Raw genomic sequence first — 16,096 nt, 5'->3', positions numbered from 1 at the left:
AAAAAATGAATCCTATCTAATGGATTCATTTTTTGTTTGGATCAATATTTTTGTTGTTTTTACAATATTTTCAGATAAGTTTATTAACCAAATCAATTGTTCAATCACAAGTTGTGCCTCTTGCATTTTTTGTTGAAACACTGCGTCATTACTATTATTTACTTGTTTTAGTTCTTTTTCACGAATCTTTTTTAACTCCGTAAATCGTGTATTGAATTCTTCATTATTGTTTTCTTCTTTTTGTTCTAAAGCAGTATTTCCTAAAAGTACTATAGCGTAATCTAAATTTTTTATTACTTGATTTACAACCACATTAAAGGCTTCAGAAGCTTCGGTTGTTTTGTGTGATTGAATATAGGTTCCTAATGAGGCTTCGGATGACAGTAAGGCATGGTTCAGCACCGTTAATTTATACACTTGAGCTAGTTTGTTTTGCTTAGATTTAGGTTCTTGCAACATCCTTTGGAAAGAAGCCATAAGGTTTCCAATTTCAATAAATGCTTGTTTTCTGGCAAGGCGGTAAGAGGTAGAAACGATTCCTTTTTCATTGTAGAAAATCGATATTTGTTGTAAATAATTTCTGTTGGCTTTAATGGATTTTTCCAAATGGATTGGAATACTCAAAAATTCCCAAGAAGGCCATAAAAAATAATTAGCTAAAAAGGATAATGTAGCACCCACTAGGGTATCTAATATTCGAAATTGGATTACATCTTGAATATTAGGTGTTAAAATTCCATAAATAAAAACCACATATAAAGTGACAAATGTGGCTCCAATTTTATAATTAGTGGGAGTAAATGAAAATCCAAAAAGCATTGCAATAATAGCTAAACCCCCTATTATGTTTTTATCATGAACAATTGATAAAATCCCAAAGGCAATTAATCCACCTAAAAGAGTACCAAAAATTCTTTGATAAGTGCGTTGTTTTGTTAAGCCGTATTCTTGTCGCATGATAACTATAATGGTAAGTAATATCCAATATACATTCTGAAACGGAAGTAGTTGCCCAATTATAAAACCAATTAATATTGTAATTGTTAAACGCAGAGAATGTCTAAATACGGTCGATGAAAAACTCAAATTTTCTAGAAATGTACTTATTGGGTAATATAATGGCGTTATAAATTTTTCTAAATCTTTGTCTCTTTCTTTAAAGTCATGTAAGTCGACGGTTGAAGTATAAGCACGTTCTAGTGTTTTTATTTTTTCGACTTGCTTTTCAGCATAGTGCAACATAGTTGTAAGCATAAAAACGCCTTCAGTCGCACGTGTTTTTCCTATCTCAATTTCATAGTCAGAAATAGCTATTTCAAATTCGTGTAAATCGGTTATTAAATTATGTTTCGAATTGTATTTGCTTTTGTCTTCAATGCTTTTTGATATTTCTTTTAAGACCTTGGACAGGTTATATGCTAAGTTTTGATATGTCAATAAAACATTGGGATGGTTATCAAATTTTTGATGTAATTTATTATGATCAAATGAAGTTGATATGGCGAGTTCCATTATTTCTACAAGTGAAATAAAAAGAATAAGCATTTTACGATTTTGATTTGAAGAACCTGAATTGGTACGATTTCGTATTAAAATTTCTCGAATATTTTCATGAATAGCATTCAGTTTTACTTGTAATAGTAACTGTTTTTTTGTGATTGCTTTTCTATCCGAATTTATTTTCCAAAGATCACCTCTTAATTTTAAGTAACTGGAAGTTAATTGAATGCATTCGGCGATCTGTAGTTCTACATATCTATGAGGTCTAATGTAAAAAAAAAGCAATGAAATTAGTAAATAAAATAATCCTCCTATAAGTAGAAGTCCGGAATGCAATACCATTTCCCAGCCCGAATTAATATGAGCAAACGCCAAAGAAATAGACAGTAAAGCTGAAAATGAAACCATAATCGCACGTTGTCCGTAAACGGAGATCATGGATAATATAAAAATTAATATTGCTAATAATGGATAAAAAATCCATGGGTAGGGATGGATAAGATTTATTAATAAATTCACTCCAGAAACAATTAATGTAGCTACTAGAATTCCAATTACTTTGTGTTTTAAGTTACTGGGAATGTCACTTGGGTACGTGAAAAATGCACCAAGAGCTATTGTAAAGCCAATAGAATAATCACCTAAATAGGTAAATAACAAAACAGGAATTACTGCGGAAATAGTTACTTTTAATGCATTTGTAAAATTGGTACTGTCTGTAAATTTTTTTATTGTAGAAATCATAAATAATATCGCTTACTCACAAAGATAAGGATTGTATGATTTAAGCCTATCATAATGAATGACCATTTAATACAATAGTATAAAAAAATATTATTTATCAATTTGGAATTATTCATTGTCTAATTTTTTACTATTTTTGCAAACTGCAGTTAAGGAATGTTGATTCTGGATTTGTGGTTGATAATATTTAATACAAGAACAATGATTTTACCAATTGTAGGATATGGACATCCTGTTTTGAGAAAGGTAGGGGAGGATATTACGGAGGAGCACCCAGACTTGAAACAAACTATCGCGGATATGTATGAAACGATGTATAATGCTTATGGTGTTGGCCTTGCGGCTCCACAAATAGGGAAAGCGATTCGTTTGTTTATAATTGATACAACTCCCTTTAGCGAGGATGAGGATTTAGAAGCATCGGCACAAAAAGAATTAAAAGGCTTTAAAAGAACTTTTATTAATGCGAAAATTCTAGTGGAAGATGGAGAAGAATGGTGTTTTAACGAAGGTTGCCTAAGTATTCCTGACGTTCGTGAGGACGTTTATAGAAACGAAAGAATTACTATTGAATACTGTGAAGAGGATTTTGTAATGAAAACGGAAGTGTTTGACGGTTTAATTGCAAGAGTAATTCAACACGAATACGATCATATTGAAGGAATCTTGTTTACAGATAAAATTTCATCTCTAAAAAAACGATTGATACAAAAAAAATTAAAAAACATTACTGAAGGAAAAACGTTTCAAGATTATAGAATGCGTTTTATTGCGAAAAAAGGAAGATAATATTATTTTTCATTTCTTATTTTGGTATGGTCTTTGGTCGTGACAAAAAATATAATACAAATTGAATTCTTAATAATAATTAAAAAAGCATGAGTTTAGAAAAAATATTATCCATTTCAGGGAAGCCAGGTTTATACGTACTTAAAGTACAAACGCGTACTGGTTTTGTAGCTGAATCATTAGCAGATGGAAAAAAAATCACGGTAAATTTAAAAAGCAATGTAAGTTTATTATCTGAGATTTCAGTTTATACTTATGAAGGAGAACAACCGTTAGGCGAAATAATGAAACGTATTGGGGCTAAGGAAAGTAATGGTCCAGCAATCTCTCATAAAGAAGATAATGCCACATTAGCAGCTTATTTTAAAGAAATTTTGCCAGATTACGATGAAGAAAGAGTGTATCCATCTGACATCAAGAAAATTTTGAATTGGTACAATACGATTCAAGCAAAAGGGCTAATTGTAGATGAGGCTCCAGCTGAATCTACTGAAGTAGAAACTACTGTTGAAGCAGAAGCAGTTGTTGAAAAACCAAAAAAAGAAAAAAAAGTTAAGGAATAATTAATTCCTTATGTTTATAAATTAATCCTGTAATCTTCTTTATTAGATTACAGGATTTCTTATTTTTACACAAAACCGTACGCTATGAATGCAAGACAAATTCAACTTCAAGCTTTTGAAAGATTATTAAATATTATGGATGATCTAAGGGAAAAATGCCCTTGGGATAAAAAACAAACTCTTCAAACATTACGTCACCTTACTATTGAAGAAACCTATGAATTGGGGGATGCTATTTTGGATAATGATTTAAATGAAGTAAAGAAGGAATTAGGTGACTTACTATTACATATTGTTTTTTATGCCAAAATAGGCAGTGAAACTAATGATTTTGACATTGCGGATGTGTGTAATGAAATTTGTGAAAAATTGATTCACCGTCATCCTCATATTTATAGTGATACGGTAGTAAAAGATGAAGAAGAAGTCAAGCAAAATTGGGAAAAATTAAAGCTTAAAGAAGGTAAAAAATCGGTTCTTGAAGGAGTTCCTAAAAGTTTACCTGCTTTAGTAAAAGCAAGTAGAATTCAAGATAAAGTAAAAGGGGTAGGATTTGACTGGGAAGAATCACATCAAGTTTGGGACAAGGTTCAAGAAGAATTGGAGGAATTACAGGTTGAGGTTAAAGCAGGAGACCAAGATAAAATAGAAGCCGAGTTTGGCGATGTTTTATTTTCAATGATTAATTACGCTCGCTTTTTAAATGTAAATCCCGAAGATGCTTTAGAACGCACTAACAAAAAATTCATTAAACGTTTTCAATATTTAGAAAGTAAAGCAGGAGAATTAGGAAAACCACTAATGGACATGACTTTGGCTGAAATGGATGTTTTTTGGGAAGAAGCGAAGCGGTTACCCCAAAAATAGGAATTTAAAATCTCTGATTTTCACATACTTCAATTTTGGGAAGAAGCGAAGCGGTTACCCCAAAAACAGGAATTTAAAATCTCGGATTTTCACATACTTCAATTTTGGGAAGAAGCGAAGCGGTTACCCCAAAAACAGGAATTTAAAATCTCGGATTTTCACATACTTCAATTTTTGGAGGAAGCGAAGAAAGTATTATGACAAAATAATTATTCTGCTATTCTTTTCAATTTATTGATGTCAATAAGTGTGATTTTTTTACCAGTTAATTCAATTAATCCCAATTTTTTGAAATCAGAAAGTAATCGTATACAACTTTCGGTGGCAGTACCAATCATACTGGCTAACTCTTCTCTAGATAACTGAACTTTTAAGCTACTATCTTCATTTATGCCAAAAGTAGCTTGTAAGTACAATAGTGTTTCTGCAAGTCTTTCTTTTACTGTTTTTTGAGCCATATCAACCATATGTCCATCAGCTTCTTTAAGATCGCCACAAATTACTTTCATGACATTCATTGAAAACTGATTGTTTTTATCAAAAAAGCCCATTACTTCAGTTTTAGGAATAAAACAAACTTCCATGTCCTCTAGTGCTACCGCACTTAAGTTAACAGGTTCATCACTTATTAATGATCTCTGACCTAATAATTCTCCTTTTGAAACAAGTTTAACTATTTGATCTTTGCCATTTGGGCTTAACTTCGATAACTTACAAACACCATCTTTAATACAAAAGATTCCATTTACATTTTCTCCTTCTTCAAAAATGACTTCCCCTTTTTTTATGATGCGTGATGTTTTACAATCAGCAAGTTTTACTAATTCATCTTTGTTGAGGGCTTTTAGTGAGCTAAATTCCCTAACGATACATTGTTCGCATTTACTCATCTTGAAATAGTTTGTTTTTATGTAAAAATACGCTTTAATATGACATATATCATATTTTAATTAACATTCGTTTAAGAGCTTTGCATCAGGTAAAATGAGCAAATTTATGGACACACAAAACTGTTTCCATTGTGGGTTAGATATTATAAGAGCAGAAGAAATTATTTTTGACAATAAAGAGTTTTGTTGCAACGGTTGTAAAACGGTGTACGAAATCTTTAGTGTCAATGATTTGACTTGCTATTATGATTTTGAAAAATCCCCTGGAGCAACACCATTAGATATTAAAGGTAAATATGAATTTTTAGAAAATGAAAATATCATTTCAAAATTATTGGATTTTCAAGAAACTGCAACCGCTATTGTTTCACTTAGTATTCCTCATATTCATTGTAGCTCGTGTATTTGGATTTTGGAAAATTTACAGCGTCTTCAAAAAGGAATAAGTACTTCTCAGGTTAATTTTCCAGAAAAAAAAGTCCGAATTACCTATAATCCTGAAGAAGTTTCGCTTAGTGAAATTGCTTATTTATTGAGTTCTATTGGCTATGAGCCCTATATTAGTTTAGAAAACTATGAAACCGGAAGTAATAGTGTGGATCGAAGTTTAACTTATAAATTGGGAGTCGCTTTCTTTTGTTTTGGAAATATTATGTTGTTATCCTTTCCAGAGTATTTTGAAGTAAGGGAATATTGGTTGGACGCGTACCGTCCTTTTTTTAGATGGTTAATCTTCGCTCTTTCGTTACCCGCTTTCTTTTATTCAGCTAGTAGTTATTATGTTTCGGCTTATAAAAGCATCAAATCGAGAATGTTGAATATTGATATTCCTATTGCTTTAGGGATTATAGTAATGTTCGTTCGCAGTACCGTAGATATTGTTTTTGATTATGGGTCCGGTTTTTTTGACAGTTTGACTGGGTTGATTTTCTTTATGCTTTTAGGTAAAATGTTCCAAATTAAAACATACAGTTTTTTGAGTTTCGAAAGGGATTTTAAATCGTATTTTCCAATAGCGATTACTAGAATTAATCCTGATGCAACAGAGGAAAGTGTACCTGTCTATGATATTATAAAAGGCGACCGACTACTTATAAGAAATCAAGAGTTAATTCCCGTAGATGGAATTTTGATTAGTGATAGCGCTTCTATTGATTACAGTTTTGTAACTGGAGAAGCTGTACCTATTACTAAAAATTCTGGTGATAAAATATTTGCAGGAGGTAAACAAATAGGTAAAGTGATTGAAATGGATGTTTTACAGTCTACTTCACAAAGTTATTTAACTCAATTGTGGAGCAATGATGTTTTTCAAAAAAAGGTAGAGCAAAAACACAAAAATATCACGGATACGATTAGTCATTATTTTACTCCAATTTTACTCCTGATTGCTTTTGTTTCGTTTGGATATTGGATTTTCATCGATACCATTAAAGCTTTCAATGTTTTTACTTCCATATTAATTGTGGCTTGCCCTTGTGCTTTAGCCTTAACCGCACCGTTTACAATGGGGAATGTATTGCGAATTTTAGGTAAACAGAAATTTTACCTGAAAAATGCTTTGGTAATAGAACAATTAGCAAAAGTAGATACCATTGTTTTTGATAAAACGGGTACTATAACGACCAATAAAAAATCAAGTATTTCCTATCAGGGTAATCCTATTTCTGATAAAGATAGACTTGGGATCAAGAATTTACTTCGAGCTTCTAATCACCCTTTGAGTCGTATGTTATATGATTATTTACCTGAGATGCAAAAAGTATCTATTGCTGATTTTGAAGAAATTAATGGGAAAGGGATTCAGGGCACTATAGATGGGAGACAAATTAAAATTGGTTCTGCTTCATTTGTTGGAAAAATGGAAGACAATGCTTTGTTACGAACCGTTGTTCATATTAGAATTGATGGCGTTTATTATGGGAAATATATTTTCAATAATCAATATCGAGAAGGTTTAGATAGCCTTTTTAAAGGATTAAATGATGATTATCAAATCAAAGTCTTATCTGGAGATAATGATGGTGAAAGAAGAGCCTTAGAGACCATTTTACCTCAACGAACCGAATTAATTTTTAATCAAAATCCAGAACAAAAATTGGAGTTTATCAAAAAACTACAAGAACAAGGTCGCAATGTGATGATGGTAGGGGATGGATTGAATGATGCAGGAGCATTGGCACAAAGTAATATAGGTATTTCAATATCAGAAAATGTAAATGTTTTTTCACCTGCGTGTGATGCTATTTTAGAAGCCAATGAATTTCAAAAACTGCATTATTTTTTAAAACTTTCTAAAAAAGCGATGACCACAATTAAGTTGAGTTTTGCTTTATCACTGCTTTATAATGTAGTAGGGTTATCATTTGCCATTAGTGGGAATTTACGACCGCTTGTTGCGGCAATTATTATGCCTTTAAGTACCATTACAATTGTCAGTTTTGTTACCGTTATGAGTAATTATTATGCAAGAAAGTTAAAATATTTTAATAAGAATTTTAACAAATAAACGAAGTATGATAAATGTCATATTTTATAAAAAGAGAGCAGGCTAACTTTGTTAACACAAATTTAAGGTATGAGTGTCATTTATTTATTAATCTCCATTAGCATATTCGTTGCGGTTGGCTTTTTTATTGCTTTTATAGTAGCGGTAAAAAGTGGTCAATATGATGACGATTATACGCCATCTGTCAGAATGCTTTTTGACGATGAAATCAAAAAAACACCCCAAAAACAAATACAAACAACAGAAGAAAAACAAAATTAATTATGGAAATGCAGCAGTTTTACTATGACAACAAAATTGTAAAAAAGTTTATTTACGCTACCATTGTTTTTGGCGTAGTCGGAATGGCCGTCGGACTTTTATTAGCAACATTTTTTTTATTCCCAAACCTTACTGACGGGGTTTCGTGGTTAAGTTTTGGTCGATTAAGACCTTTACACACCAACGCCGTTATTTTTGCCTTTGTAGGTAATGCCATGTTTGCCGGAGTATATTATTCTTTGCAACGATTATTGAAAGCAAGGATGTATAGTGATTTTTTAAGTAACCTTAATTTCTGGGGTTGGCAATTGATTATTGTAGCGGCAGCTATTTCCTTACCAATGGGATATACTTCTTCTAAAGAATATGCTGAACTAGAATGGCCTATTGATATTGCAATTGCATTAATTTGGGTTGTTTTTGGGATCAATATGATTGGTACGATTTTAAAAAGAAGAGAACGTCATTTATATGTCGCCATTTGGTTTTACTTAGCGACTTTTGTGACAGTTGCAGTATTGCATATTTTTAATAGTTTGGCTATTCCTGTTTCTGCAATGAAAAGTTACTCTGTTTATGCAGGAGTACAAGATGCATTAGTACAATGGTGGTATGGTCATAATGCGGTTGCCTTTTTCTTGACAACACCATTTTTAGGATTAATGTATTATTTTGTTCCTAAAGCGGCAAATCGTCCGGTATATTCTTATAGATTATCAATTGTTCACTTTTGGTCATTAATATTTTTATACATCTGGGCTGGACCGCACCATTTATTATATTCTGCTTTGCCTAACTGGGCACAGAATCTAGGTGTTGTTTTCTCAATCATGTTAATTGCACCTTCTTGGGGAGGTATGATTAATGGATTGTTGACTTTGCGTGGAGCATGGGATAAAGTGCGTGTAGATCCTGTTTTGAAATTTTTCGTAGTAGCTATTACTGGATATGGTATGGCAACTTTTGAAGGACCGATGCTATCATTAAAAAATGTAAATGCAATAGCGCATTTTACAGATTGGATTATTGCACATGTTCACGTAGGAGCGTTAGCATGGAATGGATTTATGGCTTTTGGTATGATTTATTGGTTGGTTCCAAGAATGTCAAAAGGACCTTTATTCTCTGCTAAACTAGCCAATTTCCACTTTTGGATTGGAACATTAGGGATTATACTTTATACGCTTCCTATGTATGTAGCTGGATTTTTACAAGCTTCTATGTGGAAACAATTTAATCCTGATGGAACATTAACATATGGTAATTTCCTTGAAACGGTAACGCAAATTATGCCAATGTATTGGATGCGTGCTGCTGGAGGAACATTATATATTATTGGAATGTTTGTCTTGGTATACAATATTACTAAAACTATAAGAGCTAATGCTGCAATTGAAGATGAATTAGCCGAAGCACCAGAATTACAAAAAATAAGTAGTGGTAGAACTAAAGGTGAAAAATTTCACCCTTGGTTAGAAAGAAAACCAATTCAGTTAACTATTCTGGCTACTGTAGCGATTTTAATTGGAGGTGTTATTCAAATTGTACCTACAATTATGGTAAAATCTAATATCCCAACAATTGCCAGTGTAAAACCATATTCGCCATTGGAATTAGAAGGTCGCGATTTATATATCCGTGAGGGCTGTGTAGGGTGTCACTCTCAAATGGTACGTCCTTTCCGTTCTGAAGTAGAACGTTACGGACCTCAATCAAAAGCGGGAGAATTTGTATATGATCACCCATTCCTTTGGGGTTCAAAACGTACAGGACCGGATTTATTAAGAGTAGGTGGTAAGTACAACGACAATTGGCATTTCAATCACATGTGGAGTCCACAAAGTGTATCTTCTGGATCTATAATGCCTGGGTACAAATGGTTATTTGATAATAGCGCTTTAGATATTTCTGACATTGAAAAGAAAATGCAAGTGATGAAAACACTTGGGGTTCCTTATACAGATGCTGAAATTGCCAATGCTAAAAATGCAATCAAAGTACAATCTCAAAAAATTGAAGACAATTTGCATGCTGATCCTGACTTTGTGAAAAGTTATGAAAATAGCAAGAAAAAAGCCGAAGCAAAAGGAGAAAAATTTGTGCCAATGCATCAGAGAGAGATTGTAGCATTGATTGCTTACATCCAAAGATTAGGTACAGATATAAAAGTAAAAGATAAAAAGTAACAAAGTAGCAAAGTAGCATAGTTATAAAGTGTTGAAAAACAAATTTGTAACTGTGCTACTTTGAAACTCAAAACTATAAAAAAATGTTCGAACAAATAAAACACAACATGGAAACGATTGCAGGTGTTGCAATTTATCCGATACTATCGTTATTGATTTTCTTTTTCTTCTTTGTGGGGCTTGGTATATGGGTTGCATCCTATAAAAAAGAGAAGATCAATGAATTGAGCCAAATTCCATTAAACGACAATTAATCAGTATAATTTCAAATTAGATAAAATGAAAAAATTAATCCCAGCATACGTAAGAGTACCCGTAATTTTCTTTCTCGTGTTTGGCGCTATGGAATACTTTATAGATTCTGGCGATCGTGCAGCATTTATAAAATATCCAATGGTTTCGGTATTTCTATTTGTATTTCTCTTTCTTTTAATAGCGATTGAAATCACCGTAAGTGCTATTGATAATATTACGTATCAAATGCTTACAGAAGAACAAAAAGCAAAATTAGAAGAAGTTAGTGCTATAAGTTATAAAGAGAGCGAGTGGTTTAAAAAGTTAATGCAAAAACTGACTAAAACCGAGCCTATTGAAAATGAAGCTAATTTATTGTTGAGTCATGATTATGATGGAATCAGGGAATTAGATAATAATTTACCACCATGGTGGGTGTATTTATTTTACGGATGCATCGCTTTTGCAGCAATATATTTAGTTCGTTTTGAGATCATGGGTGGCGATAATCAGGAAATGGAATTGAAGAAAGAATTGGCTCAAGCCAAAATAGATGTGGCAGAATATATGAAAACGGCTCCAGATTTAATGGATGAAAAAACGGTAACCTTACTGACTGATCCAGCTGATTTAGCCATAGGAAAAACCATTTTTACAACCAATTGCGCCGCTTGTCATAGAGCGGATGCGGGTGGACAAATTGGTCCTAACCTAACAGATGATCATTGGATTCTGGGTGGTGGAATTAAAAATCTTTTCCATACTGTAACTAATGGGGGTCGTGATGGTAAAGGAATGATTTCATGGAAAGGAACTTTAAAACCAAAAGAAATTCAAAAAGTAACTAGTTATATATTGTCATTACAGGGAAGTAACCCAAAAGATCCAAAAGCACCAGATGGTGAAGTTTGGGTTGATGATGCTGTAGCACCTGCAGCAAAATAAAAACACTGATTTACTAAGTTTTTAAAAGTGTAAAATAGCTTAAAACTTAGAATTATAAATTAAAACAAAATGTCAAAATTACCAGACGAAGCTTTTAGAGATACAATTGGAACCATTGATATTGAAGGAAAAAGGAAATTTATTTTTCCAAAAAAACCTTCTGGAAAATTCTATGACTATAGAAAATGGGTGAGTTATATTTTGTTGATCATTTTAGTTGCAAACCCATTTATTAAGATTAATGGGAACCAATTTATGATGTTCAATGTGTTAGAACGTCGTTTTAATATTTTTGGATTCCCGTTTTGGCCACAAGATTTTTATCTTTTTGTGCTGTTTATGATAGTAGGAGTCGTATTTGTAATCTTATTTACGGTAATTTTTGGACGAATATTTTGTGGCTGGATTTGCCCTCAAACTATTTTCTTAGAAATGGTTTTTAGAAGAATTGAATATTGGATAGAAGGAGATCGTGGAGCCCAAATCCGATTAGAAAAACAAGAATGGAATAGCGAGAAAATAAGAAAGAAAGGAATTAAGTGGTTTATATTTTTACTCATTTCTTTTGCTATTGCAAATGTGTTTTTGGCGTACCTAATTGGTAGTGATGAATTGATTCAAATGATTGAAGACGGACCAGAGACCCATTTCAGTACACTAATTGCATTGTCTATTTTCACAGGGGTTTTCTACTTCATCTTTGTATGGTTTAGAGAACAAGTGTGCATCATAGCTTGTCCATATGGTAGACTTCAAGGGGTATTATTAGACAATAAATCAATTAATGTTGCCTACGATTTTGTTCGTGGTGAAAAAGAATTGGGTAGAGCCAAATTCAATAAGCAAGAAGATAGAACTGTTTCTGGAAAAGGAGACTGCATTGATTGTAAACAATGTGTAAATGTTTGTCCTACCGGTATTGATATTCGTAATGGAACGCAATTGGAATGTGTGAACTGTACCGCATGTATTGATGAGTGTGATATAATCATGGATAGCGTAGGTTTACCCAAAGGATTAATTCGATATGCATCTGAAGATGAAATAGAGAAAAAAGCGCCTTTTAAATTCACTGCTAGAATGAAAGGCTATTCCGCTATTTTGTTGATTTTAGTTGGTATTTTAATTGGATTATTATTTTTACGAACCGAAGTAGAAGCAACCATTTTGCGATTACCAGGACAACTGTTTCAACATAAAGGAGATAATATAAGTAATGTATTTACCTATAAAATTATCAATAAAACCAACAATGATTTTAATGATATTCATTTCAAATTGGTAGGAATAAAAGGAAATTTGAATGTAGTGGGGAAACAACATTTCAAAGTAAAAAAACAAGGAATGAATGAAGGAACTTTATTTGTTGAAATCAATCAGTATACATTAGAGAGTGATAAAACAAAATTAAAAATAGAAGTGTACGAGGGCAATAAAAAAATTGAAACCAGTACAACCAGTTTTTTAAGCCCACGAAGTTTCGATTAGCATAATAATGTATTGAAGGAGTTTACTTCAAAAAAATAATAGAAAAAATGAAAATAAATTGGGGAACCGGAATCGTCATAGCAATAGCTTTGTTCATGAGTTTTATATTATACTTCGTGATTAAAGTACAAACTAATTCTAAATATGATAATGAATTGGTTGTTGAAGAATATTACAAACACGATGCCCGTTTTGGGGAGGAAATGACTCGAGTACAGAATGCACAAGATTTAACTCAAAAGCCTATTATTACCAAAACTAGGGATGGAGTTACCATTGTTTTTCCAAATGAATTTATTCCTAATAAGATAAAAGGGAATGTGTCCCTATACAGACCGTCTAACAAAAAATTAGATTTTGAAATTCCAATTTCATTATCTAATCCAACTTTGCTCATACCTAAATCAAAATTGGTAGGCGGTCGATGGGACATTAATATGGAATGGCAATATGATGGAAAATCGTATTTAACCAAAGATGTGATTTATATTGATTAGAAACAACATGTTGAAGTTGTAAAACGCGAAGTGGTAATGATTTATTTCTTCGGGCTTTCGACCTTTGACTTTTAGACTAAATTTATGCTTTATACAGCCTTTATTTTTGGATTGATCAGCAGCTTTCATTGCATAGGAATGTGCGGTCCTATTGCTATGATGTTGCCTGTAGACAGAAATAATCCAGCGAAAAAAGTCACTCAAATAATGACATATCATATAGGTCGATTAACGGCTTATGGGACAATAGGATTACTTTTTGGATTGGTAGGAAAAGGTTTTTTTATGGCTGGAATGCAACAAAAATTATCTATCTTTATAGGAGTGCTAATGTTGCTTGTTGTCTTGATTCCTCAAAAAGTGGTGGCTCGTTATAATTTTTCAAAGCCTATTTTCAAAATAATTTCAAAAGTAAAACAACAGTTAGGGAGTCAATTTAAAAACAAGAGTTACAAATCATTATTTACAATAGGTTTACTAAATGGTTTTTTGCCTTGTGGCATGGTGTATGTCGCTTTATTTGGAGCAATGGCTATGCAATCTGCCAGTTTTGGAATTATATACATGCTCTTATTTGGATTAGGAACTGTTCCCATGATGAGTAGTATGATATATTTGAATTCCTTTATTACGATTTCTTTTCGAAATAAAATTCAGAAAGTGGTTCCTTATGTTGCCGTTCTTATTGCATTACTATTTATTTTAAGAGGTTTAGGGTTAGGCATACCTTATGTCTCACCATCTAATATGACTTTGTTTATTCAAGCTACCCCAAATTGCCATTAATTGATTTAACATCATTTAAATATTCTATAAAATTAAACACAATGGAAAGACACAATTTAATACACGAATTTCCTGAATACGAGGAAAAAATACATCAACTAAAAGTAGAAGATGATCATTTTAGAGAGCTCTTTGACGAGTACCATGAATTAGAACATGAAATTCATCGCGTAAATACGGATATTGAAGTAGTTACTGATGAACATGCCCATGAATTGAAAGCGAAGCTATTATTCATTAAAGATGAATTATACAGTATTTTAACTAAGGATGAATAAACTGCATTTCTAATAATTGAATTACGATATTTTTTAGAAAAAATCACTGCAAATTTGCAAATGATCAACACAATATAAGTGTTTCAACTTGCGAATTTGCGGTTTATATTTTAACTCAAAGGCGAGTTTTTTATACAGTCATTGAAAATAATTTTGTATCAGGTGTTTTTCGTTTTAATAGTAAGTCAAATGCCATACATATATTGCGAACATGTGCTTTACCCGATTCCGTAACTTTTATTCCACTAGCGCTTAGTAGTAGCAAACCATCTTTTTCCATTTCTTGCAATTGGGCTACTACTTCTGGAATTTCTTCAAAGTAATCACTTTTGTTTTTCCAAGAAGTTTCAAATTGGCACATTAAATTCAAGATGTGTTTTCGAATAATTAAATCTTCGGCTGTCAATAAATGACCTCGGTAAATGGGTAATTTATTCCATTCTAATATTTGATAATAGTCTTCCAAGTTTTTTTCGTTCTGAGCAAAACTGTACCAACTATCACTTATGGATGAAACACCGAGTCCAATCATTAATTTTGTTTTAGAAGAGCTGTACCCCATGAAATTACGATGTAATTTCTCATTTTGAAAAGCTTCGTATAAAGAGTCCGTTTTTAAAGCAAAATGATCCATTCCTATTTCATGATATCCATTTTCTAGTAATAATTCTTTACCTATTTGGTATAGCATTCTTTTCTCTTGATCTTTTGGGATGTCTTCGTCCTTGAAACCACGTTGCCCGTTTCCTTTTATCCAGGGAACATGGGCGTAACTGTAAAAAGCCAATCGATCTGGTTGTAAGGATTTTGTTTTTTCTATAGTATCAATCACATCTTCTATTTCTTGAAAAGGCAAACCAAAAATGATATCATGTCCAATTGAGGTATATCCAATTTCTCTAGCCCAAAAAGTGACTTTGGCTACATTGTGAAAAGGTTGTTCTCTATGAATGGCTTTTTGTACTTTTTCAGAATAATCCTGAACGCCAAAACTTACTCTTCTGAAACCTAAATCATATAGTTTTTGTAAATGTTGGTATGTTGTATTGTTAGGATGTCCTTCAAAACTGAATTCATAATCGGGAGCTTTCTTTGCATAACAAAAAATCCCATTGATTAAATCTTCTAAGTTTTTAGTCGAGAAAAAAGTTGGTGTTCCGCCACCCAGATGAATCTCTTTTACGATAGGTTGTTTCCCTAGAATTTCACAATATAATTTCCACTCCTTGAGCAATGCTTCAATGTAAGGGTGCTCTACTTCATGGTTTTTGGTTATGCGTTTATTACATCCACAAAAAGTGCACATACTTTCACAAAAGGGGAGATGTATATATAAACTAATTCCTTCTTTTGAATTACTTTCTATAAATGATTTTTGTAAAGTTGCAATCCAATCCTCATATAAAAAATCGGTTTCATTCCAATACGGAACGGTGGGATAGCTAGTATATCTAGGACCGGGAACATTATATTTTTGAATTAGTTTACTTTTCATTTCTAGGAAATTTATCTTAAATCAAAAGTACATGGAAACATTAAAATTTAAAATGATAATTATC

15 protein-coding genes are annotated in these 16,096 nt (G+C 32.2%); 12 read left to right on the top strand and 3 right to left on the bottom strand.

Annotated elements, in window-relative coordinates; translation table 11 throughout:
• Nucleotides 1-12 precede the first annotated feature (12 nt).
• A complete protein-coding gene (locus AB3G39_RS13115; protein ID WP_367768588.1) occupies nucleotides 13-2,244 on the bottom strand; it encodes an FUSC family membrane protein in 2,232 nt (743 codons plus the stop codon).
• 201 nt (nucleotides 2,245-2,445) lie between these two features.
• On the opposite strand from AB3G39_RS13115, the gene def reads away from it, so the two are divergent.
• The 3 genes from def to mazG all read left to right on the top strand — a co-directional run bounded on the left by def (nucleotide 2,446) and on the right by mazG (nucleotide 4,463).
• Nucleotides 2,446-3,033: a peptide deformylase gene (gene def, locus AB3G39_RS13110; protein ID WP_367768590.1), complete on the top strand. Its 588-nt coding sequence runs from the start codon at nucleotides 2,446-2,448 to the stop codon at nucleotides 3,031-3,033.
• Nucleotides 3,034-3,122: 89 nt separating this feature from the next.
• Entirely contained in the window at nucleotides 3,123-3,596 is a 474-nt protein-coding gene (locus AB3G39_RS13105; RefSeq protein ID WP_367752085.1) for a DUF5606 domain-containing protein, read from the top strand.
• An 84-nt stretch (nucleotides 3,597-3,680) separates the two neighbouring features.
• Nucleotides 3,681-4,463 (top strand): nucleoside triphosphate pyrophosphohydrolase, encoded by a 783-nt coding sequence (gene mazG / locus AB3G39_RS13100; protein ID WP_367752087.1) that lies wholly within the window; start codon nucleotides 3,681-3,683, stop codon nucleotides 4,461-4,463.
• 209 nt (nucleotides 4,464-4,672) lie between these two features.
• Here the strand turns inward: mazG and AB3G39_RS13095 are convergent, their stop codons facing one another.
• Complete coding sequence (locus tag AB3G39_RS13095; protein ID WP_369753465.1) at nucleotides 4,673-5,353, bottom strand: Crp/Fnr family transcriptional regulator; 681 nt, start codon at nucleotides 5,351-5,353, stop codon at nucleotides 4,673-4,675.
• A 106-nt stretch (nucleotides 5,354-5,459) separates the two neighbouring features.
• On the opposite strand from AB3G39_RS13095, the gene AB3G39_RS13090 reads away from it, so the two are divergent.
• From AB3G39_RS13090 to AB3G39_RS13050, 9 genes are all read left to right on the top strand, one after another.
• Entirely contained in the window at nucleotides 5,460-7,862 is a 2,403-nt protein-coding gene (locus tag AB3G39_RS13090) for a heavy metal translocating P-type ATPase metal-binding domain-containing protein (RefSeq protein ID WP_369765432.1), read from the top strand.
• 69 nt (nucleotides 7,863-7,931) lie between these two features.
• The gene (ccoS, locus tag AB3G39_RS13085) at nucleotides 7,932-8,123 is read left to right on the top strand and encodes a cbb3-type cytochrome oxidase assembly protein CcoS (protein ID WP_367768600.1); all 192 of its coding nucleotides are present in this window, start codon (nucleotides 7,932-7,934) and stop codon (nucleotides 8,121-8,123) included.
• A 2-nt stretch (nucleotides 8,124-8,125) separates the two neighbouring features.
• A complete protein-coding gene (ccoN, locus tag AB3G39_RS13080) occupies nucleotides 8,126-10,309 on the top strand; it encodes a cytochrome-c oxidase, cbb3-type subunit I (RefSeq protein ID WP_369753467.1) in 2,184 nt (727 codons plus the stop codon).
• Between the two features lie 83 nt (nucleotides 10,310-10,392).
• Nucleotides 10,393-10,563, top strand: a complete 171-nt coding sequence (locus tag AB3G39_RS13075; RefSeq protein ID WP_367752096.1) for a CcoQ/FixQ family Cbb3-type cytochrome c oxidase assembly chaperone — start codon at nucleotides 10,393-10,395, stop codon at nucleotides 10,561-10,563.
• Between the two features lie 25 nt (nucleotides 10,564-10,588).
• Complete coding sequence (locus tag AB3G39_RS13070) at nucleotides 10,589-11,488, top strand: cbb3-type cytochrome c oxidase N-terminal domain-containing protein (RefSeq protein ID WP_367752098.1); 900 nt, start codon at nucleotides 10,589-10,591, stop codon at nucleotides 11,486-11,488.
• A 69-nt stretch (nucleotides 11,489-11,557) separates the two neighbouring features.
• On the top strand, nucleotides 11,558-12,976 hold the full coding sequence (gene ccoG, locus AB3G39_RS13065; protein WP_367752100.1) for a cytochrome c oxidase accessory protein CcoG: 1,419 nt from the start codon (nucleotides 11,558-11,560) through the stop codon (nucleotides 12,974-12,976).
• A 47-nt stretch (nucleotides 12,977-13,023) separates the two neighbouring features.
• A complete protein-coding gene (locus AB3G39_RS13060) occupies nucleotides 13,024-13,473 on the top strand; it encodes a FixH family protein (RefSeq protein ID WP_367752102.1) in 450 nt (149 codons plus the stop codon).
• Between the two features lie 84 nt (nucleotides 13,474-13,557).
• A complete protein-coding gene (locus tag AB3G39_RS13055; protein WP_369765430.1) occupies nucleotides 13,558-14,259 on the top strand; it encodes a sulfite exporter TauE/SafE family protein in 702 nt (233 codons plus the stop codon).
• 41 nt (nucleotides 14,260-14,300) lie between these two features.
• Nucleotides 14,301-14,537: a YdcH family protein gene (locus AB3G39_RS13050; RefSeq protein ID WP_369765429.1), complete on the top strand. Its 237-nt coding sequence runs from the start codon at nucleotides 14,301-14,303 to the stop codon at nucleotides 14,535-14,537.
• 130 nt (nucleotides 14,538-14,667) lie between these two features.
• On the opposite strand, the gene hemN is transcribed toward AB3G39_RS13050, so the two are convergent.
• On the bottom strand, nucleotides 14,668-16,032 hold the full coding sequence (gene hemN / locus AB3G39_RS13045) for an oxygen-independent coproporphyrinogen III oxidase (RefSeq protein ID WP_369765428.1): 1,365 nt from the start codon (nucleotides 16,030-16,032) through the stop codon (nucleotides 14,668-14,670).
• Between the last annotated feature and the right edge of the window lie 64 nt (nucleotides 16,033-16,096).

This window comes from Flavobacterium sp. WC2416 (assembly GCF_041200095.1).
In the GTDB taxonomy this organism is placed as follows: Bacteria; Bacteroidota; Bacteroidia; order Flavobacteriales; family Flavobacteriaceae; genus Flavobacterium.
The sequence above is the reverse complement of the archived record's forward strand: the minus strand, read 5'-3'. Positions and strand labels throughout refer to the sequence as shown.

Bases quoted from the DNA above. Each gene is read 5' to 3' on its own strand.
- AB3G39_RS13115 (WP_367768588.1), bottom strand. From the start codon at position 2,244: ATGATTTCTACAATAAAAAAATTTACAGACAGTACCAATTTTACAAAT.
- def (WP_367768590.1), top strand. From the start codon at position 2,446: ATGATTTTACCAATTGTAGGATATGGACATCCTGTTTTGAGAAAGGTA.
- AB3G39_RS13105 (WP_367752085.1), top strand. From the start codon at position 3,123: ATGAGTTTAGAAAAAATATTATCCATTTCAGGGAAGCCAGGTTTATAC.
- mazG (WP_367752087.1), top strand. From the start codon at position 3,681: ATGAATGCAAGACAAATTCAACTTCAAGCTTTTGAAAGATTATTAAAT.
- AB3G39_RS13095 (WP_369753465.1), bottom strand. From the start codon at position 5,353: ATGAGTAAATGCGAACAATGTATCGTTAGGGAATTTAGCTCACTAAAA.
- AB3G39_RS13090 (WP_369765432.1), top strand. From the start codon at position 5,460: ATGGACACACAAAACTGTTTCCATTGTGGGTTAGATATTATAAGAGCA.
- ccoS (WP_367768600.1), top strand. From the start codon at position 7,932: ATGAGTGTCATTTATTTATTAATCTCCATTAGCATATTCGTTGCGGTT.
- ccoN (WP_369753467.1), top strand. From the start codon at position 8,126: ATGGAAATGCAGCAGTTTTACTATGACAACAAAATTGTAAAAAAGTTT.
- AB3G39_RS13075 (WP_367752096.1), top strand. From the start codon at position 10,393: ATGTTCGAACAAATAAAACACAACATGGAAACGATTGCAGGTGTTGCA.
- AB3G39_RS13070 (WP_367752098.1), top strand. From the start codon at position 10,589: ATGAAAAAATTAATCCCAGCATACGTAAGAGTACCCGTAATTTTCTTT.
- ccoG (WP_367752100.1), top strand. From the start codon at position 11,558: ATGTCAAAATTACCAGACGAAGCTTTTAGAGATACAATTGGAACCATT.
- AB3G39_RS13060 (WP_367752102.1), top strand. From the start codon at position 13,024: ATGAAAATAAATTGGGGAACCGGAATCGTCATAGCAATAGCTTTGTTC.
- AB3G39_RS13055 (WP_369765430.1), top strand. From the start codon at position 13,558: ATGCTTTATACAGCCTTTATTTTTGGATTGATCAGCAGCTTTCATTGC.
- AB3G39_RS13050 (WP_369765429.1), top strand. From the start codon at position 14,301: ATGGAAAGACACAATTTAATACACGAATTTCCTGAATACGAGGAAAAA.
- hemN (WP_369765428.1), bottom strand. From the start codon at position 16,032: ATGAAAAGTAAACTAATTCAAAAATATAATGTTCCCGGTCCTAGATAT.